Source organism: Salinimicrobium oceani (assembly GCF_012037645.1).
In genome coordinates, this window is the sequence record NZ_JAAVJR010000003.1 from 76,846 (window position 1) to 98,899 (window position 22,054).

General features: G+C 43.5%; 17 protein-coding genes. 7 read left to right on the forward strand and 10 right to left on the reverse strand.

All coding sequences use genetic code 11. The features are described from left to right. Window positions 1–168 precede the first annotated feature (168 nt). Window positions 169–711, reverse strand: a complete 543-nt coding sequence (locus tag HC175_RS06120) for a helix-turn-helix transcriptional regulator (RefSeq protein ID WP_235942537.1) — start codon at window positions 709–711, stop codon at window positions 169–171. Beyond that, a complete protein-coding gene (locus tag HC175_RS24150; RefSeq protein WP_235942538.1) occupies window positions 659–835 on the reverse strand; it encodes a hypothetical protein in 177 nt (58 codons plus the stop codon). The genes HC175_RS06120 and HC175_RS24150 overlap by 53 nt, the downstream gene beginning before the upstream one ends. A gap of 289 nt (window positions 836–1,124) precedes the next feature. On the opposite strand from HC175_RS24150, the gene HC175_RS06125 reads away from it, so the two are divergent. After that, window positions 1,125–2,204 carry an endonuclease/exonuclease/phosphatase family protein gene (locus tag HC175_RS06125; protein WP_168137611.1) on the forward strand — a complete coding sequence of 360 codons (1,080 nt, stop codon included), beginning with the start codon at window positions 1,125–1,127 and terminating at the stop codon, window positions 2,202–2,204. A 29-nt stretch (window positions 2,205–2,233) separates the two neighbouring features. On the opposite strand, the gene HC175_RS06130 is transcribed toward HC175_RS06125, so the two are convergent. Further along, window positions 2,234–2,929, reverse strand: a complete 696-nt coding sequence (locus HC175_RS06130; protein ID WP_168137612.1) for an arylesterase — start codon at window positions 2,927–2,929, stop codon at window positions 2,234–2,236. A 61-nt stretch (window positions 2,930–2,990) separates the two neighbouring features. Between HC175_RS06130 and HC175_RS06135 the strand changes: the two genes are divergently transcribed. The 4 genes from HC175_RS06135 to HC175_RS06150 all read left to right on the forward strand — a co-directional run bounded on the left by HC175_RS06135 (window position 2,991) and on the right by HC175_RS06150 (window position 8,181). Then, complete coding sequence (locus HC175_RS06135) at window positions 2,991–3,674, forward strand: ABC transporter ATP-binding protein (protein WP_168137613.1); 684 nt, start codon at window positions 2,991–2,993, stop codon at window positions 3,672–3,674. After that, window positions 3,661–6,210 carry an ABC transporter permease gene (locus HC175_RS06140; protein ID WP_235942539.1) on the forward strand — a complete coding sequence of 850 codons (2,550 nt, stop codon included), beginning with the start codon at window positions 3,661–3,663 and terminating at the stop codon, window positions 6,208–6,210. The genes HC175_RS06135 and HC175_RS06140 overlap by 14 nt, the downstream gene beginning before the upstream one ends. Window positions 6,211–6,336: 126 nt before the next feature. After that, window positions 6,337–7,356, forward strand: coding sequence for an LLM class flavin-dependent oxidoreductase (locus HC175_RS06145; RefSeq protein ID WP_168137615.1), 1,020 nt, complete (start codon window positions 6,337–6,339; stop codon window positions 7,354–7,356). Between the two features lie 30 nt (window positions 7,357–7,386). Beyond that, window positions 7,387–8,181, forward strand: coding sequence for a PhzF family phenazine biosynthesis protein (locus HC175_RS06150; RefSeq protein ID WP_168137616.1), 795 nt, complete (start codon window positions 7,387–7,389; stop codon window positions 8,179–8,181). Here the strand turns inward: HC175_RS06150 and HC175_RS06155 are convergent. The 3 genes from HC175_RS06155 to HC175_RS06165 form a co-directional block, all read right to left on the reverse strand. After that, complete coding sequence (locus tag HC175_RS06155) at window positions 8,178–9,647, reverse strand: flavin monoamine oxidase family protein (RefSeq protein ID WP_168137617.1); 1,470 nt, start codon at window positions 9,645–9,647, stop codon at window positions 8,178–8,180. The two genes, HC175_RS06150 and HC175_RS06155, sit on opposite strands and share 4 nt — an antisense overlap. A 66-nt stretch (window positions 9,648–9,713) precedes the next feature. Beyond that, on the reverse strand, window positions 9,714–11,564 hold the full coding sequence (locus tag HC175_RS06160) for an adenylate/guanylate cyclase domain-containing protein (protein WP_168137618.1): 1,851 nt from the start codon (window positions 11,562–11,564) through the stop codon (window positions 9,714–9,716). A 4-nt stretch (window positions 11,565–11,568) separates the two neighbouring features. Next, window positions 11,569–12,015, reverse strand: a complete 447-nt coding sequence (locus HC175_RS06165) for a hypothetical protein (protein ID WP_168137619.1) — start codon at window positions 12,013–12,015, stop codon at window positions 11,569–11,571. Window positions 12,016–12,394: 379 nt separating this feature from the next. On the opposite strand from HC175_RS06165, the gene HC175_RS06170 reads away from it, so the two are divergent. Continuing rightward, window positions 12,395–13,336: a YitT family protein gene (locus HC175_RS06170; RefSeq protein WP_168137620.1), complete on the forward strand. Its 942-nt coding sequence runs from the start codon at window positions 12,395–12,397 to the stop codon at window positions 13,334–13,336. After that, window positions 13,290–13,874 carry an HD domain-containing protein gene (locus HC175_RS06175; protein ID WP_168137621.1) on the forward strand — a complete coding sequence of 195 codons (585 nt, stop codon included), beginning with the start codon at window positions 13,290–13,292 and terminating at the stop codon, window positions 13,872–13,874. Before HC175_RS06170 ends, HC175_RS06175 begins: the two co-directional genes overlap by 47 nt. Before the next feature lie 2 nt (window positions 13,875–13,876). Here the strand turns inward: HC175_RS06175 and HC175_RS06180 are convergent, their stop codons facing one another. The 4 genes from HC175_RS06180 to HC175_RS06195 form a co-directional block, all read right to left on the reverse strand. Beyond that, window positions 13,877–16,372, reverse strand: coding sequence for a glycogen/starch/alpha-glucan phosphorylase (locus HC175_RS06180; RefSeq protein ID WP_168137622.1), 2,496 nt, complete (start codon window positions 16,370–16,372; stop codon window positions 13,877–13,879). Window positions 16,373–16,551: 179 nt separating this feature from the next. Next, complete coding sequence (locus HC175_RS06185; RefSeq protein WP_168137623.1) at window positions 16,552–17,988, reverse strand: TonB-dependent receptor; 1,437 nt, start codon at window positions 17,986–17,988, stop codon at window positions 16,552–16,554. A gap of 302 nt (window positions 17,989–18,290) precedes the next feature. Beyond that, window positions 18,291–19,826: a SulP family inorganic anion transporter gene (locus tag HC175_RS06190; protein ID WP_168137624.1), complete on the reverse strand. Its 1,536-nt coding sequence runs from the start codon at window positions 19,824–19,826 to the stop codon at window positions 18,291–18,293. Window positions 19,827–20,169: 343 nt separating this feature from the next. Continuing rightward, the gene (locus tag HC175_RS06195; protein ID WP_168137625.1) at window positions 20,170–21,729 is read right to left on the reverse strand and encodes a glycogen synthase; all 1,560 of its coding nucleotides are present in this window, start codon (window positions 21,727–21,729) and stop codon (window positions 20,170–20,172) included. Between the last annotated feature and the right edge of the window lie 325 nt (window positions 21,730–22,054).

Consider the following 22,054-nt stretch of genomic DNA (forward strand, 5'->3'; position numbering starts at 1 on the left):
AGACAATTGGAAGCATAGCCTGAAGATGGCTGATGTTTTAGACGAAAGTTTCTTTTGGATTTAAAATTGCAATAAGGAAGTAGAATAGACGAACCGCCTCCCTATGTTTCTTCCCGATTACCCTACATTCTCGGAAAGTACAGTAAGTGAAGGCGGTTTTGTCTAAATTTATATGAGCTTTAGATCCTTCAGGATCCCAATGAGGTGAGGAGTGGTGTTTGCACCAAATTCCTCCCTAAGCTCTTTAAGTCGTTTTTCAATTGAACTTTTACTACTTGGAACGATCCCGCGATTTTTGAAGCTCTCCTGAATCTCCTCCTGAGTCAGCCCCTTTGCAATGGCATTGATCAATTCCATTTCCCAATTGCCCAGGGAAAGCACATTTTCTTTGGTAAGGATAGCATTGATGCTTCCCGAATTGTACTGTTGGCCGTTATTTAAAGCGAGTATTGCTTCCTGCAGGTCACGCATGCCCTGCCTGTCCTTGCATACGTAACCATCGATCTGGCCCGTATTCCACAAGCTTCTAACAGTATGAGGATGGTCTTCTATGGTATTCACAAGAACCTTTAAATTGGGATCTTCCTGTTTTAAGCGGTTGATCAATTCTTTCCCAGAATTGATCTTTTCCTCGTGATGATCTTTTTTAAAGGAAAGATCACAAATGAGCAACTGAAAAGGATCCTGTTCCTGAATGGCTTTTTTTTGCAAGAAGCCAGGCCTTGTCGCAATATTCCGCATGCTCCACCTTGTCTACCGCAAGTTTCTCAAGCACGGCACCAACAGCTAAATTTATGCTGTCAATATCTTCTGCGACCAATACCTTTTTAAACATCTTTTTGATCCTTCTCTTCTTAATTCAAAGTTAAGACATAAGATTCAGGACCAATTACGGTTTTCCACATCTGAGGCTCAAAAAGACAAAAAATTAACATTTCAATTTCATTTTAAAGATTTATCATCTTCTTCCTTTTCTCAGGCACAGCACGTGTTTTCTGCTCTTACAGTGCATTTTAATATTTGCCATTCCAGTTCTGGAATTATTTTTTGATCTTTCAATTCATAAATGCCTTGAGCTGTTTCCTACAAACCTGTATATTTGACAAGTCCTGCTAAAAATGAATATGGATTATCCAGAACTTGCTGCCCTGCTATTGGGATTTTTTGCTTTACTTCCAACAGTCGCCTCCCTTACAAGATTTGATCAATGGTGGGTTAGAGGATTTGATTTTCCACGCCTTCAAATTAGTGCGCTCATCCTCTTTGTGATCATTTACACAGTTAGTGTTTTTGAATTTAATGCGACCTGGGAATATGTTCTCGTTTTGTTCCTCATCTTGAGCTTCGTTTACCAGGGGATCAAGATCTTTCCATACACCATTTTTTCTCCAAAGCAGGTTCAGAAATTCCGCGGAAAAGATCCTGCAAACCAGATTTCTGTGCTCGTGAGTAACGTGCTTACTACTAATAATAAGTACAAAAAGCTGATCAAGCTTATTAACAAGGAAAATCCTGACCTGGTCCTCACGCTCGAAAGTGATTCAGAATGGGAAAAAGCACTGGAAGTTATTGAAGAGGAATATCCCAATACTGTGAAGATTCCGCTGAAGAATCTCTACGGAATGCATTTGTATTCGAAACTTGGGCTTGTAGATATAGATATAAAATATCTGATCTCAGATGAAATCCCTTCCATTCATGGAAAGGTAGTGTTACGCAGTGGCAAAAAGATCAATATTCATTGCCTTCACCCGAAGCCCCCGAGCCCTTCTGAAGATGATACTTCCACCAATAGAGATGCCGAGCTTTTACTTGTAGGCAAAGAGATCAATGGAAGAAAAGCAACCCTTGTCTTTGGAGACCTCAACGATGTGGCCTGGTCTCGTACCACCAAACTTTTCATGAGCCTAAGCGGATTGCTGGATCCACGAATAGGCCGTGGCTTTTATAATACTTTTCATGCTCAGTATCCCATCTTCAGATGGCCGCTGGATCATGTTTTCCACAGCTCAGATTTTCTACTTAAGAAGCTGAAACGACTTAGAAAAATGGGATCAGACCATTTCCCGATCTTCATCAAGCTCGTTTACGATCCTAAAGATGAGGATATGAACGGGGAACCTGAATGTCCCGATGATGAAGAAAAAGAATGGGCAGATGAAAAAATAGACAAAGGAGTTCATCCCGAAAATCATCCGCATTAATACTGCCTCAAAAATGGCATTTTTGACACCTATTCTTTAGACTTAAGCACCGGTGCAAGTACTTCCCAAACATTTTCTGCTACGATCTCATAACCTTCGGCAGTAGGATGTATGCCATCCTGTTGATTCAATGCTGCTACTCCCGCCACGCCTTCTAAAAGGAAGGGAACCAGGTAAAGATCATTTTCTTCAGCTAAGGATGGAAAAATATTGCGAAAAGCAGAAGTATATTCGGGCCCCATGTTTGGAGGGATCTGCATTCCTGCAAGAAGGATCTCCACCTCGGGATTTTTCTCTCGCACTACATCAATGATCTCCTGTAAATTCTTTTTGGTCTCCGCTACAGGAATGCCACGCAAGCCATCATTTGCTCCCAGCTCCAGTACAAATACATCCACATCCTGGTTGAGGATCCAGTTGATCCTGTTCTTTCCGCCGGCAGAGGTTTCTCCACTTAAACCTGCATTTACCACTTCATAATTAAGGCCCATCGAATCGATCTTCTCCTGGATCTCTGCAGGATAACCTTCAGAAGGATCAAGTCCCATGGCTGCAGTGAGACTATCGCCAAAGAAGAGAATGGTCTTTTTGTTTTCAGTATTTTCAGAATCATTTTCTTCGGCCGAAGTTTCTTCAACTTCATTTTCCACCTCCTTTTGAGAAGATTCTTTACAGGAAGTAAAAAGAAAAATGAACAAGCTGAGTAAAAATACGAGGTTTCTCATGGCATCTGGTTTGAAGTAAAAATCATTTCTTAATTTGCCTTTTTTGAAAGCAAATCCAAAGATGACAAAGATATTAAACGTGCGCAACCTGGAGAAGAGCTATACCAGCGGCTCCAGGAAGCTAACTGTATTGCACGATATAAGTTTTGATATTGAGAGGCAGGAGACTTTTTCAATAGTTGGCCCCTCGGGAAGTGGCAAGACAACGCTCCTGGGACTGTGCGCCGGTCTTGATCGGCCCAATTCGGGCAGTATCGAGCTGTGCGGAACAGAGCTCAGCACCCTAACTGAAGATCAACGGGCAGTGCTAAGAAATCAAAAAGTAGGATTCGTGTTCCAGGATTTTCAGTTACTACCTACGCTCACCGCACTTGAAAACGTTGCAGTTCCCCTGGAATTACAGGGAGCTAAAAATGCGGCAACTGTTGCTAAAGAACTTCTCGAAAAAGTAGGACTGGGAGATCGCTTTGATCATTATCCCTCCCAATTATCGGGCGGGGAACAACAACGGGTAGCTGTGGCCAGGGCCTTTTCAAACCGCCCCGAGATTCTCTTTGCCGACGAACCTACTGGAAATCTCGACGCCGAAACAGGCGAAACGGTGATCAAGTTGTTATTTGAACTTAACAGGGAAGCCGGCACTACTTTAGTGATCGTGACTCACGACCTGGAACTTGCTAACATGACTCAGCGTGTACTTCGCCTCAAAGGCGGAAAAATCTTAGAGCCCGATGCACAAAACTAAACCCCAGGCCTCCTTTTCCTGGTTATTAAAAATGGCATGGAGGGATGGAAAAGCCAGTAGCCGAAAGCTCGTGCTTTTCATGGCTTCCATAATTCTGGGAATAGCTGCGGTTGTCTCCATTCAGTCTTTTGGGGTCAACTTAAAGGAAAATATCGCGTTGCAATCTAAAGCCATGATGGGTGCAGATTTCAAGATCGATATGGAAGATCCCCCAGAGCCCGAAATTCTTGAGATCATGGACTCTCTGGGAGGTGCACAGGCTAAGGAGATCGGTTTTGTGTCGATGGCTGCCTTTCCAGGAAACCAGGGAACAAAACTGGTGAGGGTTAGAGGAATTGCCGGAAGTTTTCCCTTTTATGGGGACCTCGAGACAGACCCACCACAGGCCGCAAAAGATTGGAACCAGAAGGATGTCGCATTACTCGATGCCACCACCATGCTTCAACTGGATCTGAAACCCGGAGATAGTATCAAAATTGGTGCTGTGACCTTACCCATAGCCGGCGCCCTGGTAAATATTCCGGGCAGTAATTCCTTTTTTAGCTCCATCGCTCCCCCAGCGCTCATTCCTTACCGGCTTATAGAAGCAACTGGCCTTATCCAGACCGGCAGCCGCATTGATTACGAGTTCTATTTCAAGGCTGACCCCGCCATGGACCTTGAAAAACTGGACACAGATCTTGATCCCGTACTTGATACTTTTGATGCCGATCTTGACACGCACACCTCTACCAGTGAACGCCTGGGCAGGAGATATGAAAACTTCGGAAAATTTTTGAATCTCGTAGCATTTATTGCGTTGCTGCTTGGATGTGTGGGAATTGCAAGTGCCATAAATATCTACATTAAAGGAAAATTGCGATCTGTTGCAGTTTTAAAATGTCTTGGGGCAACCAAAAAACAGTCGTTTCTGATCTACCTGCTTCAAATCTCAGGGATGGGATTTTTTGGCGGCCTTATTGGAACTATTACCGGCCTCCTCCTGCAGCAACTTTTTCCATACCTCCTGGAAGACCTCCTGCCAGTAGATATTCAAATGAGCTTTTCTCTTGAGGTCATTATCATGGGCTTGCTGCTGGGCATTTTAATGTCTGTGCTTTTTGCTCTTATTCCCCTCACAGGCACACTTTATATCTCTCCTTTACAGGCTTTAAGGGTTCAGAAATATGCCGGTAAAAAGAAAGGGAAGACAGAGTTAGGTATCCTGGGAGGAATTTTCCTTTTCATTCTCCTGTTTTCATTCTGGCTACTAAAAGACTGGCGATATTCCTTCGGCTTCGTGTTTGGGATCATCATTACATTTTCAATCCTTGCAGGCCTGGCCAAAGTATTCATCAAAATGATTCGGAGGTATTTCCCTACTACCTGGGGCTTTCCTGCCAGGCAAAGTTTGCAGAATCTCTTCAGACCCCAAAACCAGACCCTTACGCTGGTCCTGGCTATTGGAGTAGGCACTTTCCTTATTAGCACATTGTACTTTACGAAAGATATTCTTCTGGCTCAGGCTTCGATTGATGCCCAGGGCAACAGCCCCAATATGATCCTATTAGATGTACAGACCGGGCAGGAATCACAGGTTTCCGAGGTCATTAGTACTAGCGGGAACCGAGTTCTTGACGATATACCTATAGTTACCATGCGGGTTCAAAGCATCGAAGGAAGAAATGTCAATGAGATAAGGCAGGATTCTGCTTCCAATATTAACGGGTGGATCCTTAGCCATGAGTTTCGTGTTACGTATCGGGATAATCTTATTGATTCTGAAGTGCTTGCGCAGGGAGAATGGATTCCCAGGGTCAAAGATCGTGATCTCATTCCAATATCTGTTAGTGACAATTTTGCTGAAGACGCCGAGGTTGAGATTGGAGATGCCATTTCATTTAATGTGCAGGGCGTAATAATGAATACCGAAGTTCGCAGCATTAGAACCGTAGACTGGAGCAGGCTGCAACCCAATTTCTCCATTGTATTCCCGGCAGGTATTCTCGAGGAAGCACCGCAGTTCAGGGTGATCACGGCAAAGGTGCAGGATGAAACAGCTTCAGCAGATCTGCAACAGGAACTTGTAAAACTATTTCCAAATATTTCAATTCTTGACCTGAGGCAGATTTTAAGCGTAGTAGAGGATATTCTGAACAAAATTGCCTGGCTCATCAACTTTATGGCATTCTTCAGCATTTTTACCGGGATCATTGTACTACTGGGAGCCGTTCGCACCAGTAAATTCCAGAGAATAAAGGAGAGCGTATTATTGAGGACCATGGGAGCCAGAAGCGGACAGATCCTGAAGATCCTCGCGCTGGAATATCTTTATTTAGGATTACTCGGAGGATTATCGGGAATTCTTCTGTCTTTAATCAGTAGCCAATTGCTGGCATGGTTACTTTTCAATGCTCCCTTTGCTCCTTCCCTCTTCCCGTTCCTTGTATTATTCCCCGCTATTACCCTGCTGGTGATGTTGATAGGCCTTACTAACAGTATAAGCGTAATTAAAAGTCCGCCGCTGGAGGTGTTGCGGAAAGAGAATAATGGGTAGATGAAAATCAGCAGACATTACAGTGAAAAATGCGGATTGGAGATCCCATTGCCCTATAGAGGAATTCGATCTTTTTCTCTGAAGGGTTTTCTGCATAATTCCGAACTTTGATAAAAAAGAGATCTTATGTCAAAGAGAAAACGCTCCACTCCTTATTCTATCCTTGAATTGGCGAGTGTAGCAGCTCAATCTACCGTGCAAAAAACTTTTGAGAACAGCCTGGATCTGGCTCAAAAGGCGGAAAAAATGGGTTATAACCGGTTCTGGCTCGCAGAGCATCATAATATGATAAGCATTGCAAGTTCAGCTACTTCAGTCTTAATAGGATATATCGCAGGGGGTACAGAAAAAATAAGAGTGGGCAGCGGCGGAATAATGCTGCCGAACCATTCCCCGCTTATTGTGGCTGAACAGTTCGGTACCCTTGGCTCCCTTTATCCCGGCCGAATTGATCTTGGTTTAGGCCGAGCTCCCGGCACAGATCAGGTCACAGCACACGCCATTCGCAGTGACAGGATGCAGGCAGTTCATAAATTTCCCGAAGAAGTGAGCGAAATTCAGCAGTATTTTTCCGCAGCCAACAGCAGGGCGAAAGTGCGGGCCACAGTCGCAGAAGGGGTCGAAGTTCCCGTTTATATTCTGGGATCTAGTACAGACAGTGCTCACGTAGCGGCCGAAAAAGGCCTGCCATATGCCTTCGCCAGCCATTTTGCACCTGCTCAGCTTTTTGAAGCCCTGAATATTTACTACAACAAATTCACCCCTTCAAAATACCTCGATAAACCCTATACTATTGGCTGTATCAATGTGATTGCCGCCAACACTTCTGAAAAAGCCGAAGATATTTCTACTACTTTGGTGCGGCTAATGCTAGGCGTTATGACGGGCGATATTGATTATATGCAGCCACCTACTAAAATGACTGCGGAACTGAAGGAAGTGGCCGCAAATCCTGCTTTCCAGAGAATGCTGAAGTACGCCTTTATTGGCAGTAAAGCAGAAGTAAAGCAAAAAACTGAAGCCTTTCTTGAAGAAACGGGAGTCAATGAGGTCATGGTCGCATCACATATTTACGATCCCCGGGACCGGATCAATTCTTACCAGATTTTTTCTGAGGTCATGCAAGAGCTCAACAAAGATTCTTAAAATTCATCTCATTATAAACAGCTAAAGACAATGCAGCTACATATTTACCAGGTAAACGCCTTTACTAATCGCCCATTTGGCGGTAATCCAGCCTGTGTGGTCCCACTTTCAGAATGGCTGGAAGATGACCTGCTCCTTAAGATCGCCCAGGAAAATGCAGTGGCCGAAACCGCATTTTTCGTTGATCAGGGTTACAAATTTCAGCTTAGGTGGTTTACTCCCGAAATGGAAATGGATCTGTGTGGACATGCGACATTGGCAGCCGCGCATGCAATAAAAGAGATTAGGAAAAGTACCGTCAAAAATGTCATTTTTGAGACCCGTAGTGGAGAGCTCACAGTTAAAAAACAGGGAGACCTTTATATACTCGACCTGCCATCCAGAAGGCCTACGGCTGCTACGCTGCCTCAGCTGCTTGCAAGCTCCCTGAACATACAGCCCCGGGAAGTTTTAAAAGCGAGAGATTACGTGCTGGTGTACAGGGACCAAAAGGAGGTGGAAGAGATTGTCATCGACCGCACCTATTTCGATCTGCTCGAGCTGGGAACAGGAGGAGTGATCGTAACCGCACAGGGACGTGACAGGGATTTTGTATCCAGATTCTTTACTCCGGGAGCATCAGTTTTTGAAGACCCCGTTACAGGATCTGCACACTGTTCCCTGGTGCCCTACTGGAGTGAGATACTGCAGAAGGATGAGCTAAAAGCAAGACAAATATCCGAACGTGGGGGAGAGCTTTTTTGTAAGCAAAAAGAGGAACGGGTGGAGATTGCCGGCTACGCCCGCACCTACTTTATTGGAAAGATCTTTGTGGAAGCAGACTAAGCCTCATGAATCTCTTTGGCTGCCCGCATGCCCGATCTTAGGGCTCCTTCCATGGTACTGCGCAAAATACTGGTATGTTCCCCCGCAAAATGAAGATTACCCTGGGGAACCTGCAGATTTACCAAATGACTGGTAATAGTCCCTGGTCCTGGCCATGATGGTCCTCCAAGTGAATATTCATCTGTAACCCAGTTTTTGATATAAGCTTCAGTGAAATTATTTTTTACACCAGGATGTACTTTCTCGGCATGGGTAAGGATCATTTCTGCAATTTCATCCTTAGATCTTCCTCCAATATTTCTGGCTGCTTCTCCTGCCAGGAAGCTCTCAAGTATTGCAGGATTTGATAAGGGAGTTTCAGGGTTCTCGTAAGCGTTCAATTGTGCTATTGGGAGATCTGTAAATGCCTGTCCCGAAAGACCTTTTTGAAACCACACCGGCTCCTTAAGCTTAAGAAAGACCCTGGCCAGGTCGAGGACCTGCACCTCATTGATCGCTGCCGATTTCTCCCTGGATAGCGCCGGTGAAAAATTGATCTTCTGGAGCACTTTTAGAGGCAGCGCAACGATCACCTTGTCTCCTTTGAATTCTTTGCCCTGCCTTGACTTTACCACTACTTCACTACCCAGGTCACGTATGGTTTCTACAGGCATTTCGTAATGAATATCGTCCTGCATTTCCTTTGCCATTTCCCGAGGCAAGAGGTCATTCCCACCTTTTAGAGTAAAGGGAACATCTCCCATAAAAAGTCCGAAATCTGATACGGCCATGGCAAGAGCCGATGTTTCTCCCGGGACTGCTGCGAACCACTGAGTGTTCTTTATCAGCTGAATTGCCCCTGGGCTCGCTCCCTGCTCCTGTAAATAAGATTCCAGGGACTCCTGATCCAGATGAAGGAGCGGACTTTCATTCCATGCTGAAGGGTTCCTAATGTCTTTGGGGAGGGTGTTGATAATGTATTTCTGAACGATGCCAAAAGGGCCTAATTCCTGCTCTTCGCTGGTGAGCTCATAAGGCCAGGTGACCTTTTCTCCCGGTTTTACATCAAAGCGTTTCCCGTTAAGGAAGTAAGTCACGGGCTTTTCGGGCAATGCCCAGGGAACTTTTTCCAGGCCATATCGGTCAATGAATTTAAGCGCAGTGGTATACGAATTTGAAAAAGCCGCAGCACCTTCTTCTGCTATAAGTCCTGCTGCAAATGGTTCTCGTAGCGTCGAAACTTTTCCCCCAGGCCTGTCTCTGGCCTCGAGGATAACTACATCATGACCTGCTTCCTTCAAGTTCCAGCCTGCAGCGAGGCCTGCAAGACCTGCACCTAAAACAATGATCTTTTTTGGACTTTTTGTTCTTGTAGAAAGGAATTCGGCCGCACCAAGGCTTCCGGCAAACAACAGGCCTGTTCCGAAAAATCCCAGTTGTTCTAAAAATGCTTTTCGGGTGATCCCTCCAGTTTCTGATATTTCCATGGGTTTAATTTTTAGTTAGACTTCAGAAATAAGCTGTGGGGAGCAAATAAAAAAGTTGCTTGAAAATCACATTTTTGGAAGCTCATCATAAGCGAGCTTTTCATCAACCACTTCCTCGTTTTCCTTTATAAAATACATCTTCATCATTCCTTTATTCTTGACCATGATCTCACCTCTGTAATGGCAGTCGAATTTCTCCTTTATAAGTTCAAAGGTATTTTCAGAAATATTGATCTTCCCTACTTCAGAGCAGGTTTCCATTCTTGCGGCGATGTTCACTGCATCTCCCCAAATGTCATACGCCCATTTCTTACTGCCTACCACCCCTGCTACCACGGGACCTGAATTTACCCCGATCCTGATGTCAAAACGGGTTTCACCATCTAATTTCTTGTGGTGCGCTTCCCTCACAAAGTTGACCATGTCACAGGCCGCAAGTATTATTTTCTCGGCGTGATCCTTAACGGGAAACGGAACGCCTGCAGCACACATGTACGCATCCCCCACCGTTTTGATCTTTTCAAGGCCATGGCTTTCAATGATCTCATCAAACCTGGAAAAATAGTAATCTACCGTTTTCACCAACTCTTCTGGAGAAAGATTTTCGGCGTAATGTGTGAAATTCCGGAAATCTGTAAACAAAATGGTGACGGCTTCAAAGCGCTGTGCACTTACCCTGCCCTTCTCCTTGAGTTCAAGGGCTGTTTCCTGTGGCAGAATATTGAGCAGTAACCTGTCTGAGCGGTTTTTCTCTCGCTCAATGATCTTCTTGGTTCTCCCTATGTATTTGTTGCGCCGGTAAAGACCAAGAGCCAGTAACATGATCAAGAATAATGCAATGGCCGTAGCTATTACGATATTTCGTTGATTGGCCTTTTGCTCATTGAGCAGGTCGATTTCAGTCTGTTTCCTGGATAATTCAAAATTGGTCCTGAGATTTGCCATTTCCTCAACGGCGGCGATATTTTCCACGCTATCCTTATAGGTGACATGCTGCTTGTAATGAGTATAGGCTTCAGGAATGTTCCCAACTTCCTCATAAAGCTTCGACAACAACAGATTTACCTCATCAAGATCGGGTTTTAGTTTATTTTTCTGCGCGGCTTGCAGGCTTCTTTCCGCGTAGGCTATTGCATTATCATATTCCCCTCTTTCAGAAGAAATCATGGCCATGGAAAACAGAAAATCTGTGATCGCATTATAATCTTCAACCTTTTCAAGAATTTCTATAGCCTCATTTAAAAAGCGTTCCCCTCGTCCACTTTCCCCCTGCTGGGCATATATTTTCCCGAGATTTCCCAGGCTATATGCATGGAACAGGGCTTTATCATATTGTTTGAAAATATCAAGGGCCTCTTCTGTATATACCAAAGCCGAATCTAGCTGACCTTTGAGCAGGAGGTCGTCCCCCACGTTAAACAAGGCCTTGCCAAACAACAAGGTATCTCCGGAGTTTTTAATGAATTCAAGTCCCCTATCAAGATAAGTGGCAGAGTGTAAAAAGTTACCGCTTTCGGAATAAGTGTTTCCAATCTCAACATTGACAATTCCAAGCAGAATATAATCCTGCATCTTTTCAGCGACCTCTGCGCTTTTGAACAGAAAATCCAGGGACTTGTCAAATTCTCCTTTGAGTCTCCAGTGTACCCCGGCCGTTAGATAAGCACTTTGAAGCAGATCAACAGAATCTGCAGCTTCGAGAATGGAGATCGCTTTCTCATTGTATTTCAGAACACTGTCTGAGAGTTTTTCTGACCTGGCAATTTCGTATAATAACACTGGATCCTCCTGTCTTTGAGCCTGAGTAGTATAAACAAATTTTAGGCTGTCTAGCTTGAGTGACCGTTCATCCTGAGAGAATCCCAGGTTCACGCAAGCCACTAAAAAACCTACTATTATGAATTTCCTACTCCCCATACATTTAGTCCGCCATCTTAAGTTTGGGGTCTACCAGGTATTCTTTTCCAGAACTGCCATTGATGCGGAATTTTACAGAGTACGGTTCTTCCCCACGAATCATCTCATTCTTCACCTTCCCCACCTTCACTCCTTTATTGCCTTGTTCAGATTCTACTTTATCCAGTAATTTCCACTTGCCTCTGTTATCCTTAGCAACTACATCGGTTATTTCTATGGTATCTTCAGAATCGGCATCTTTAACCACGCCACGCCAGTAGACTTTCATGCCTTTGTCAATTGTGGAAACATAATCCTGTGGTCTGCCCGGAGCCTGTGGAGGATCTTCCCTGTTATCTGAAAAGACTACATGCTGGTCAATATTATGATCATTGATCTTTTTGGTATCAACAGTGACATAGATCACCGTATTCCTTTCTGAACCCCCGTTTGAAGTAATGTCAATTGCCATACATTTTATCACCTTAGTTAATTAACTGATTATTAAGATAATAAAGAAATGTTATGTTAACAACTAAATTCGTTGAAGTACTTTAAAAAACTTCTTCATGAGAGAATTAACTCTCAAAATCACTCCATATTTAGGAGAAAGGAAGGTTTTTTAAATTTTAAAACATCACTAAGCCACGCCTTTGGATCACCACGGAAACATCCTTCTAAAATGACATTTTTGAACCTAATATTTTCTACCTGTTCCCCGTTCCGGCCCTTTAAGTTCTATCTCTTTCATACTGACTATCATGCACTAAGGAATTTTTCATACCTTAATATCCTGGTTTCCTGCAAAGAGTTTCAGGAACCGGAAGTATTCAGGTAATTTTTTTAATCAAATGCAGAAATCGGATAAGATCAACTGGCGCGCCTTATTTTCTCCTCAATCGGTGATCTATTCGCTGCTCGGGATCTTTTCTGCGACGGTGGCTTTAGAAGGTTTTATGCTTCCCAATCATTTTCTGGATGGCGGAATCACCGGGATCTCCATTGTAGTTGAGGAGCTTCTTCAAATTCCTTTTACTTATTTACTTGTTGCTTTTAACCTTCCGTTCTTGTACCTGGGCTATAAAAAAATTGGAAAGACCTTTGCGCTCCGGGCCCTGCTATCCATCCTCCTGCTAACGGTGCTCATGCACTTTCTTGAAGTTCCTGCTGTTACTGAAGACAAAGTGCTCATAGCTGTATTTGGCGGATTTTTAATTGGGCTTGGCCTGGGACTGGTCATAAAGGGAGGAGGCGTTCTTGACGGCCTGGAGATCATGGCATTCTACACCACCCGAAATTCAGCCTTTTCAACTGCAGAAATTATCTTAGCTTTAAATGGTCTTATCTTTCTGGGTGCCGCATTCGTTTTTGACCTGGAAACTGCTATGTATTCTTTTTTAGTTTACTTTACAGCAGCAAAGACTACAGATTACGTTGTTAACGGCTTTGAGGAATTTACTGCGCTTAGTATCATCTCAAGTGAATGCGAAGTGGTAAAATCCCTTATCGTAAATGAATATGGAAAAGCAATTACAGTTTATAAAGGAGAAAGAGGTTATTTGCCCGGGGCTTATGAGATTAAACATGATTGCGACATAGTGATGACTATAGTAACCCGGCTGGAGCTTCACAGGATAAAGGAAGCAACTTTAAAAATTGATCCCAATGCCTTCTTTTTTGTCCAGAGGATAAAGGAAGTTAAAGGTGGAATTGGGAGACAAACCACAAAAGATCCTTTTAAAGATTATGTTCGCAAAAATCTACAAAGAAGTGATGTCGAAACTGGAGAATAACCTTCCCTCCTGGCTCCACTATCACTCTCCTGCTCACACCCAGTATGTGCTCGACAAAGCGATCTTCCTTGCAGAACAGGAAGGCGTTGACGGTCGCGACCTCTTTCTTATCAAAGTCGCTGCCTTATATCACGATCTGGGCTTCATTGAAAATATGGAAAATCATGAAGAACGAGGTTGCAGAATGGCCGCCCAGGAATTACCAGAATACGGCCTTAGCCAGGAGGAAACTTCGAAGATCTGTGATATGATCATGGCTACGAGAATTCCGCAGCAACCAAATACGACCCTAGAAAAAGTACTTGCAGACGCCGATCTCGAATACCTGGGCACCGACAAATATGATGAGATAAGCGAACAGCTATACAAGGAGCTGCTGCATTCTCGGCCCGATCTAACCAGGGCACAGTGGAATGAGATACAGGTGAAGTTTCTTTGCAGCCACTCTTTTCACACCAGCTATTGCAAGATACATTGTGAAGCGAAAAAAGCGGAACATCTTGAAGCCCTTCGGGAAAAGCTTACTTCTGAAAAATGACTTTAGTCTCTTAATCGCACTGGCTCCACATTCCAGATGTTCTCACAATAATCCCTTATTGACCTGTCTGATGAGAATTTTCCCATTCGGGCGACATTCAAGATAGAGCGTCTGTCCCATTCGCTTTCGTTAGCCCAGAGCTTAAAAACTTCTTCCTTCTTTTCACAATATGATCTGAAATCTTTCAGCAATTGATACTGGTCCTGCTGAACGAGGTTGTTGAACAGCGGCCTGAACAATTCCGGATCTCCTTCCCCTAAAGCTCCCGAAACCAGAAAATCCAGTACCCGCCGAATGTTGGAATTCTCTTCATAGAATTCATACGGCCTGTAACCTTTTCTTTTGGTCTCCTGAACTTCTTCGGTAGTTTGCCCGAAAAGAAAGAAATTCTCTTCTCCAACCTCTTCCATGATCTCAACGTTAGCACCATCGAGCGTACCAATTGTGAGCGCGCCGTTAAGAGCGAACTTCATGTTTCCGGTACCAGAGGCTTCCTTCCCTGCCATGGAGATCTGTTCAGAAAGGTCGGCAGCGGGATAAACCCGCTGTGCCTGCTTTACATTAAAATTAGGCAGAAAGACTACTTTAAGTTTCCTGTTAACCTCCTCATCGTTATTAATAAGATCGGCCACCGCGGTGATAAGTCTTATAATGAGCTTGGCCATGAAATACCCAGGGGCAGCCTTGCCTGCAAAAATAAAGGCAGAAGCGGCAATATCCTCTCCCTTTCCATCTTTGATTCTAAGATAAAGGTCAATGATATGAAGTACTTTGAGATGCTGCCGTTTATATTCATGTATCCTTTTTACCTGAACATCAAAAAGCATGGCTGGATCTACTTCAACGCCCGCCCGCTCTGCAAGCAGTTTGCACAGTTCTTTTTTGTTCTCCAGCTTTACCTTTCTCCATTGCTGCTGAAAAGCGGGATCCCCGGCATATTTTTCCAGTTCCCTGAAGCTTGTAAGATCGGTAAGCCATTGATCCCCGATCTTTTCAGTAATAAGGGACGCTAATCTAGGATTGCTGAGTGCAAGAAATCGTCTATGAGCTACGCCATTCGTTACATTAGTGAACTTTTCGGGCCATAGCTTTGCAAAATCGTTCAGGACCTGTGTTTTTAATAGTCGGGAGTGCAGTGCAGAAACTCCATTAACTTTATAACTTCCCACGGTAGCCAGGTGGGCCATTCTTACAGCCTGTTCCCCGTGATCATCAATAAGAGACATCCTCGCGATCTGCTCCCCGTTAAGACCTTTTTCGCGGAGCTCTTCCAGAAACCTGCTGTTGATCTCATAGATGAGTTCCAGATGCCGCGGAAGAATCCTCCCTAACAAACTGATCGACCATTTTTCAAGCGCTTCTGGCAGCAGCGTGTGATTAGTATAGGCAAACGTGTGACTTGTAATGTGCCACGCATCATCCCACTCCATATCGTGTTCATCAAGCAGCAGCCTCATCAATTCGGCTACTGCTATTGAAGGGTGAGTATCGTTGAGCTGAACTGAAAATTTTTCATGAAATTCATTCAGCCTTCTGCCTTGCAAAAGATGTAAATGGATCATATCCTGAAGTGAGCAGGAAACAAAGAAATATTGCTGTTTTAAGCGTAACTCCTTACCCGAAAGGTTTTCGTCGTTTGGATAAAGTACTTTCGTAATATTTTCTGACCTCAGCTTCTTTTCCACGGCCCGGTAATAATCACCCATGTTATAAATGGAGAAGTCAAAAGATTCGACCGCTTCAGCTTTCCAGAGGCGCATAATTATTCCATTACTTTGATAGCCCAGAATAGGCGTATCATAAGCAGTTCCTTTAATGACCGATTCTGGATGCCATTCCACAAAATACTTTCCCTCTTTGCTGGTTCCGGCTTCTGTTCGCCCACCAAATTTGACTTCATAGGAGATCTCGGGTCGCATCACTTCCCACGGATTGCCATAATGCAACCATTTATCTGTAGCTTCAGACTGCCAGCCTTCACGAATTTCCTGTTTGAAAATTCCGAATTCATAGCGAATTCCATATCCAATTGCAGGAATACCAAGAGTTGCCATAGAATTCATATAACAGGAGGCAAGGCGGCCAAGGCCACCGTTTCCAAGTCCCGGTTCCACTTCCTGTTCAAGGATGTGATCAAGGTCAAGGTCAAGTTCGGCAAGAGCTTGCCGAGTTTCTTCCATGATCTCCAGGTTGAGCAGATTATTTCCCAGGTGAGGCCCCGGTAGAAATTCAGCAGAAAAATAAGCAACGCCTCGGGCATCCTTCTCGGCAAACTGTTCGGTAGAACGAACAAACTGACGAAGGGCCCGGTCACGCACGGTCAAAGCCAGGGCTGTATAAAGATCATTATCTGTAGTAAGCGCAGGCACCCTTCCCAGGTGATAAAATAATTTATGGAGGAAATCCTTTTTTATGTCGGCCTTGGAACGACCAATTTCACTTGCATTTTCTCCGATTGAAGAAAAATATTTTTCTATGCTTCTGTTATGTTCTTTCATCACAGCGTTTTTTAAAAAGTAAGAAAAAAAAATAAAATCTTTGATCCTGAAACAGAGATTATAAGAGTAATTTAAGAAATAAGAGGAGTTGTATTTATCCTTTTCCCTTTCAGAAGTGACAGATACAGAGACCTCCAGCTAATACCTGTCAAAAATGCCATTTTTGAGACCTTTTGAATCTAAGCTTCCTTAGGCATAAATAATCTTTTTTCCTTGATCATTTGGGTAGTTTTTGGCGGGAGCATTTCTTCCCAGCCACTTTGACCTTCCACGATCATTTGATGGACCTCGCGAGAGAAAATATCAAGAATTTCGGGGTCGTAGTCGGTAATGTCAACCACCCGGCCATTATCTTTAAAAAACTTGTAGAGTTCTTTCATTCGTGGGTGGACCTTGAGATTATCACTGGTAATGATCTCACCCGTATCCTGATCTTTCATTGGGTGCAAATAGATCTTGAGGTCTCTAAAGAACAATTTTCCAAACGCCTCGAGAATTCCGCCGCTCAAATGCCTGTAATACTTCTCATCGAAAAGTGCCACAAAGGTGTTGATCCCCATGCTCAATCCCATTCTTTCTGCGGTATACTGGGAAAAATATTCTACCATTTTATAATACTCCTGAAAGTTGGAGATCATTACCATTTGGCCCAGAGAGCCTAAAAGATCGGCCCTGTCTAAAAAGTCTTTTTCATCAATATCCCCTTCAGATCGAAGATTGGAAAGTGTGATCTCGAAGATCACTTTGGTCTTTTGGGGATTTACCTTTTTCTCTTCAAGGAATAACTTCAGGGACTGTTCATACATATTCATATTCACCTTCGTAACAGGGCGATAGCTCCCTCTTAAGGTGAGGATATTCTTCTTATAAAGTTCATTTGCCGGTAAGACGTTATTCCCCGAAGGGGAGAACATAACGGCCTCGGTCATTCCATTCTTTACCAGCTGCAGGCTCATCAACCTGTTATCGACCTCTTCAAACACGGGACCTGTAAAATTGATCATGTCAATTTCTATCTGGTCACTGTTTAAATGATCGTAAAGATGTTGCAAAAGCAACTTTGGATCATCGTATTGATAAAAGGCACCATAAATAAGATTGGTTCCCATAGTGCCCAGGCTTATTTGCTGAAGGGCAGCATTATTTTCGTGAAACTGCACATGGATTATGATCTCGCTGTACTCTTCCCGGGGCCGGGTTTGAAACCTGATCCCTAACCACCCGTGGCCTTTATATTTTTTAGCATAATCTATAGTTGCCACGGTATTGGCGTAGCTAAAGAACAGCTTATCGGGATGTTTCTCTCTGGAGATCCTTTGTTCAATGAGTTCCGTCTCATAGCTAAGCATGCTTTTTAGCCTTGCTTCAGTCACATATCGAGCATCTTTTTCTATTCCGTAGATGGCATCACTGAAATCCTTATCATAGGCACTCATGGTTTTTGCGATGGTACCAGAAGCGCCTCCGGCTCTAAAAAAGTTTCTTACCGTCTCCTGTCCTGCCCCAATTTCGGCGAAGGTGCCATAGATATGTTCATTCAAATTGACCCTTAAAGCTTTACTTTTTATTGATGGAACAGGATCAAATTCAACATCGTCTCTATCTCGAAGTTTCATACCCAGAAAAAATTTCCATTTAAATTAGGTAATATTTTCCGGGTGCTGCAATTTTTGACGCTCTTAGTAAGAAATTTTTATTGGAAATGGTAAGTAGATCAGTCGGTATTAGAGGGATTTAATAAACTTCATGTAGTTCCGAGGATCGTTCTATGCGGGAACACCAATAAAAAAGATTCCCTGAAAAGCATATAATCCCCATTCTGAATTTACCAAGGATCCTAAACAATGAAAAATGCAATAACAGGAGGCCGAAATAAATCAGCCTGTCAAAAAAGGGATTTTTCAGATAGTTTGATCTTCTAATCTACCACCACCTTATAGGTGGGATCTTCGAGAATATTGACCTCAATGATCTCATCGGCATTTTGCAGTAACTGTCTACAATCGCGACTAAGGTGTCTCAGGTGAAGTTTCTTTCCCTGCTTCAGGTAGCGTTCTGTAAGTTTATTTACAGCCTCAATGCCAGACATGTCTACTATTCTGCTTTCAGAAAAATCAATGATCACCTCTTCAGGGTCTCCAAGCACATCAAATTTCTCATTAAAAGCGGCCACACTTCCGAAGAACAAAGGCCCATAGATCTCGTAGTGCTTTAACCCATTATCATCGACATATTTTCTTGCCCTAATCCTTTTTGCATTGTCCCACGCAAACACAAGCGCCGAGATAATTACTCCCACTAGCACTGCCAGTGCTAAATTGTGCAGTACCACTGTTACAAACGTTACCAGTACCATTACCAGCACATCGCTCTTTGGCATTCTGCGGAAGGTTCTAAGACTTGCCCATTCAAAAGTGCCAATAGATACCATGATCATTACGCCCGTTAGGGCAGCCATTGGTAGCAGTTCTATAATATCTGCCGCAAACATAACAAAGACTAGGAGCATTACAGCCGCTATTATTCCCGAAAGTCTGGCCCTCGCACCCGAGGAGACATTGATCAAACTCTGCCCGATCATGGCACAACCTCCCATTCCCGAGAAAAAGCCGGAAAGAACATTGGCAGTACCCTGAGCGACACACTCCTTATTTCCTCTCCCCCTGGTTTCGGTGATCTCGTCAACAATGTTCAGGGTAAGCAGGCTCTCGATCAAGCCAACTCCTGCCATGATCGCAGCATAGGGAAAGATGAGAGCAATAACATCCCAGGTAAACGGGATCATTGGAATATGAAAAGGTGGAAATCCTCCATTAATGGATGCCATATCACCCACTGTTTTAGTATCGATATTCAGAAAAGCCACAAGTCCAAAAACCACCAGAATTGCCGCAAGAGAAGATGGAAAGACCTTAGTTAGTTTTGGCAAACCCCAAATGATCAACATGGTGATCAAAACCAGCCCCAGTAAGATATACAGGCTGGTTCCTGTCATCCACACCAGTTCTCCTGCTTCATTCACAGTCTTGAACTGGTCGAGCTGAGACATAAAAATGATTATCGCCAGGCCATTTACAAACCCAAAGATCACAGAATGAGGTACCAGCCTTATTAGTTTTCCCAGCTTTAGAACTCCAGCCAGGATCTGGAGAAGACCTGCCAGTACAACTGTCGCAAAGACATATTCGGGGCCATGAGAAATAGCAAGTGCAGCGATCACCACCGCAACAGCCCCAGTAGCGCCAGAGATCATTCCGGGGCGCCCTCCAAAGATCGAAGTAATGAGCCCCATCACAAAGGCAGCATACAGACCTGTAAGAGGTGAAAGTCCCGCGATCATTGCAAATGCCACTGCTTCTGGAATTAGGGCCAGAGCTACAGTAAGACCCGCAAGCACTTCAATTTTGTAATCTACTTTTTGGGAAAAATCGAAGAGATTAAAGATTTTTTTCATTATATAAGGCTATGATAGATAGTAATAGAAAGTGTTGTCCTGTGTTCAGGAGGATGAGGCGAGTTATAGTCCGAAGGATCAGGGTGGAGTAACCGGCGAGATGAATATTTTGTTTGTGCTCTTCATAAGAGCCGGCAAAAATAAGCTTTTTTGATCTGCTACAAAATTCTACCTGCTATTTTTCAAAGCTAAGGTCTCATGCCGGACCTCTGTCTTTCAGTCAGCTGCCCGGGGAAATGAAAAAATGGAGCGTCAAAAATGGCATTTTCAGCTCCCTTTCCTGACTCCAAAAAAAAGCCGGACTCGTTAAGAATCCGGCCAGTATGATCGTAATAAAGTGGGTTTATGCCACCTGCACATCTGCGGGATTAAAGGCATACAACAACTTATAATATTCATCTACAGATTTTTTCCAGGTAAATCTCATTTTACGAGCGTTAAGACTGATCTGCTTCCAGACGGTTTTATCATTTTCAAAAAAGTACAGTGCTTCTTTAAAGCTTTCCACCATGTTATAAACTTTCTCATCATAGGTTTTTCCATCAAACGCGAAGCCGGTATGTACATGTTGTACTGTATCCTTTAAGCCGCCGGTATGATGAACCAGGCAGGGCTGCCCGTTCCGCATAGCCAGCATTTGGCTAATTCCGCAGGGTTCGAACAAGCTCGGCATAAAATACAGGTCAGAATCCCGGTAAATGGAATTCACCACGTGTTCACACTGCGTATTGATGAAGATAAAATTCTTTCTTTTATAGCTTATTTCTCTGAGTAACTCCTCATAATCTGAAGCTCCAGTTCCAAGCAACACATAGACGCCGCTCACTTCTTCCAGCCTGTCCAGAATTTCAAGAAGAGCTTCGGGAGATCGCTTAAAGAAATAGAACTTTTGTTCGGTCAAACGAGCTACGCTTGCACAGATAAAATTGGGTTTCTTTTTCAGGAAAGGAACCACTTTTTCTCCAGTGTGCGCAAGGAAAGCGGCTTTCGCCCAATCCTGTTCCTTTTGGAGCTGCTTAAAAATAGTAGTCGCGATATTGTGGAACAAACGGTTTTTCTTTACGAGCGTTCCAGGGCTGTAGTCGGAGCCGTTAAGGATCCCGTGAAAACGTCCCTCCTTATCAGCCTGTCTCAGATCATTTTCCAAGCCCTCACCTCCAATAAACTCAGGAGCGTCACTAGGTAGCAAAACGTCCTGCTTATAGGAAGGTGAAACGGTATGCACTGCATCAGCAAATCTAATTCCCACAGCCATTAGGTTAAAACAATCTGCATAACGCGGATCTCTCAGTGCCTCTCTCTCGAATTCAAGATCTGGAAACCAGGTCTTCAGGGAAGAGTAGTTATTTTCAAAAGGACGAATGCCTTGTAGTGCAAGATTGTGGATACAGTAAACAAACCTGTTCTTCTTTAGACAGGAGTACTGCGGATGAAAATTCTTTAGGAATAGCAGCATGCTTGAATGCCAGTCATGCAAATGAACGATGTCGAGCTTTCCGAAAAGTTTTTGCTTTATGGCTTCGGCAACGGCAGTACAAAAAATCGTGTATTTAATCACATCACTGTAAAATGGCTCGTAAGGATCATGATGGTATATTCCACCCAGATTGCCCATCTCGATCTCGGGATGATGAATGACATAGTGAGTTATATTGCTATCTGGCTCCTTTGCAGGAACTTCAAAAAGCTGAGCAGTATAAGAAGTTCCTCTTAACTCCAATTTCAAAGAGGCCAGCAAAGTTCCATTTTCGTGTAATCTTGAATAGGACGGAACAACAACATGAACTCTGTCTCCACGCTCTGAAATCTGCCTTGGCACATCTCGAATTACATCCCCTACCCCACCAACTTTGCAGTTGGCAATGGCGTCATTTTCTGAAGCAACGAAAAGAAAATTATTCATATAAAAACCCTTTGATAATTACTGATATCCAGTACAGCGAAAATAGATTTTAAAAGCCTAACTCGCAGCATATCAAAAGGTTAAATTAGTATTAAAAAAGAGTTACTTCAAACGTTTTAGTTGCAATTTCTTTACCTAAAGCAGCAGAACCACAATTTTAAGACGACGTTTTTTCCACTGCCAAACATAAGTTCCTGAATTTCTCATTTTTGTTCCGGGAGATTCTCGCAAAATATTAATTGACAGCACTTTTAGCTTTTAAATTTTAGTAAGGTTGCCTTTTACACAATTTGAACTGTTGGATGCAAGTTGTCCTTAGAATAAG

Bases quoted from the DNA above. Each gene is read 5' to 3' on its own strand.
- HC175_RS24150 (WP_235942538.1), bottom strand. From the start codon at position 835: ATGTTTAAAAAGGTATTGGTCGCAGAAGATATTGACAGCATAAATTTA.
- HC175_RS06125 (WP_168137611.1), top strand. From the start codon at position 1,125: ATGGATTATCCAGAACTTGCTGCCCTGCTATTGGGATTTTTTGCTTTA.
- HC175_RS06130 (WP_168137612.1), bottom strand. From the start codon at position 2,929: ATGAGAAACCTCGTATTTTTACTCAGCTTGTTCATTTTTCTTTTTACT.
- HC175_RS06135 (WP_168137613.1), top strand. From the start codon at position 2,991: ATGACAAAGATATTAAACGTGCGCAACCTGGAGAAGAGCTATACCAGC.
- HC175_RS06140 (WP_235942539.1), top strand. From the start codon at position 3,661: ATGCACAAAACTAAACCCCAGGCCTCCTTTTCCTGGTTATTAAAAATG.
- HC175_RS06145 (WP_168137615.1), top strand. From the start codon at position 6,337: ATGTCAAAGAGAAAACGCTCCACTCCTTATTCTATCCTTGAATTGGCG.
- HC175_RS06150 (WP_168137616.1), top strand. From the start codon at position 7,387: ATGCAGCTACATATTTACCAGGTAAACGCCTTTACTAATCGCCCATTT.
- HC175_RS06155 (WP_168137617.1), bottom strand. From the start codon at position 9,647: ATGGAAATATCAGAAACTGGAGGGATCACCCGAAAAGCATTTTTAGAA.
- HC175_RS06160 (WP_168137618.1), bottom strand. From the start codon at position 11,564: ATGGGGAGTAGGAAATTCATAATAGTAGGTTTTTTAGTGGCTTGCGTG.
- HC175_RS06165 (WP_168137619.1), bottom strand. From the start codon at position 12,015: ATGGCAATTGACATTACTTCAAACGGGGGTTCAGAAAGGAATACGGTG.
- HC175_RS06170 (WP_168137620.1), top strand. From the start codon at position 12,395: ATGCAGAAATCGGATAAGATCAACTGGCGCGCCTTATTTTCTCCTCAA.
- HC175_RS06175 (WP_168137621.1), top strand. From the start codon at position 13,290: ATGTTCGCAAAAATCTACAAAGAAGTGATGTCGAAACTGGAGAATAAC.
- HC175_RS06180 (WP_168137622.1), bottom strand. From the start codon at position 16,372: ATGAAAGAACATAACAGAAGCATAGAAAAATATTTTTCTTCAATCGGA.
- HC175_RS06185 (WP_168137623.1), bottom strand. From the start codon at position 17,988: ATGAAACTTCGAGATAGAGACGATGTTGAATTTGATCCTGTTCCATCA.
- HC175_RS06190 (WP_168137624.1), bottom strand. From the start codon at position 19,826: ATGAAAAAAATCTTTAATCTCTTCGATTTTTCCCAAAAAGTAGATTAC.
- HC175_RS06195 (WP_168137625.1), bottom strand. From the start codon at position 21,729: ATGAATAATTTTCTTTTCGTTGCTTCAGAAAATGACGCCATTGCCAAC.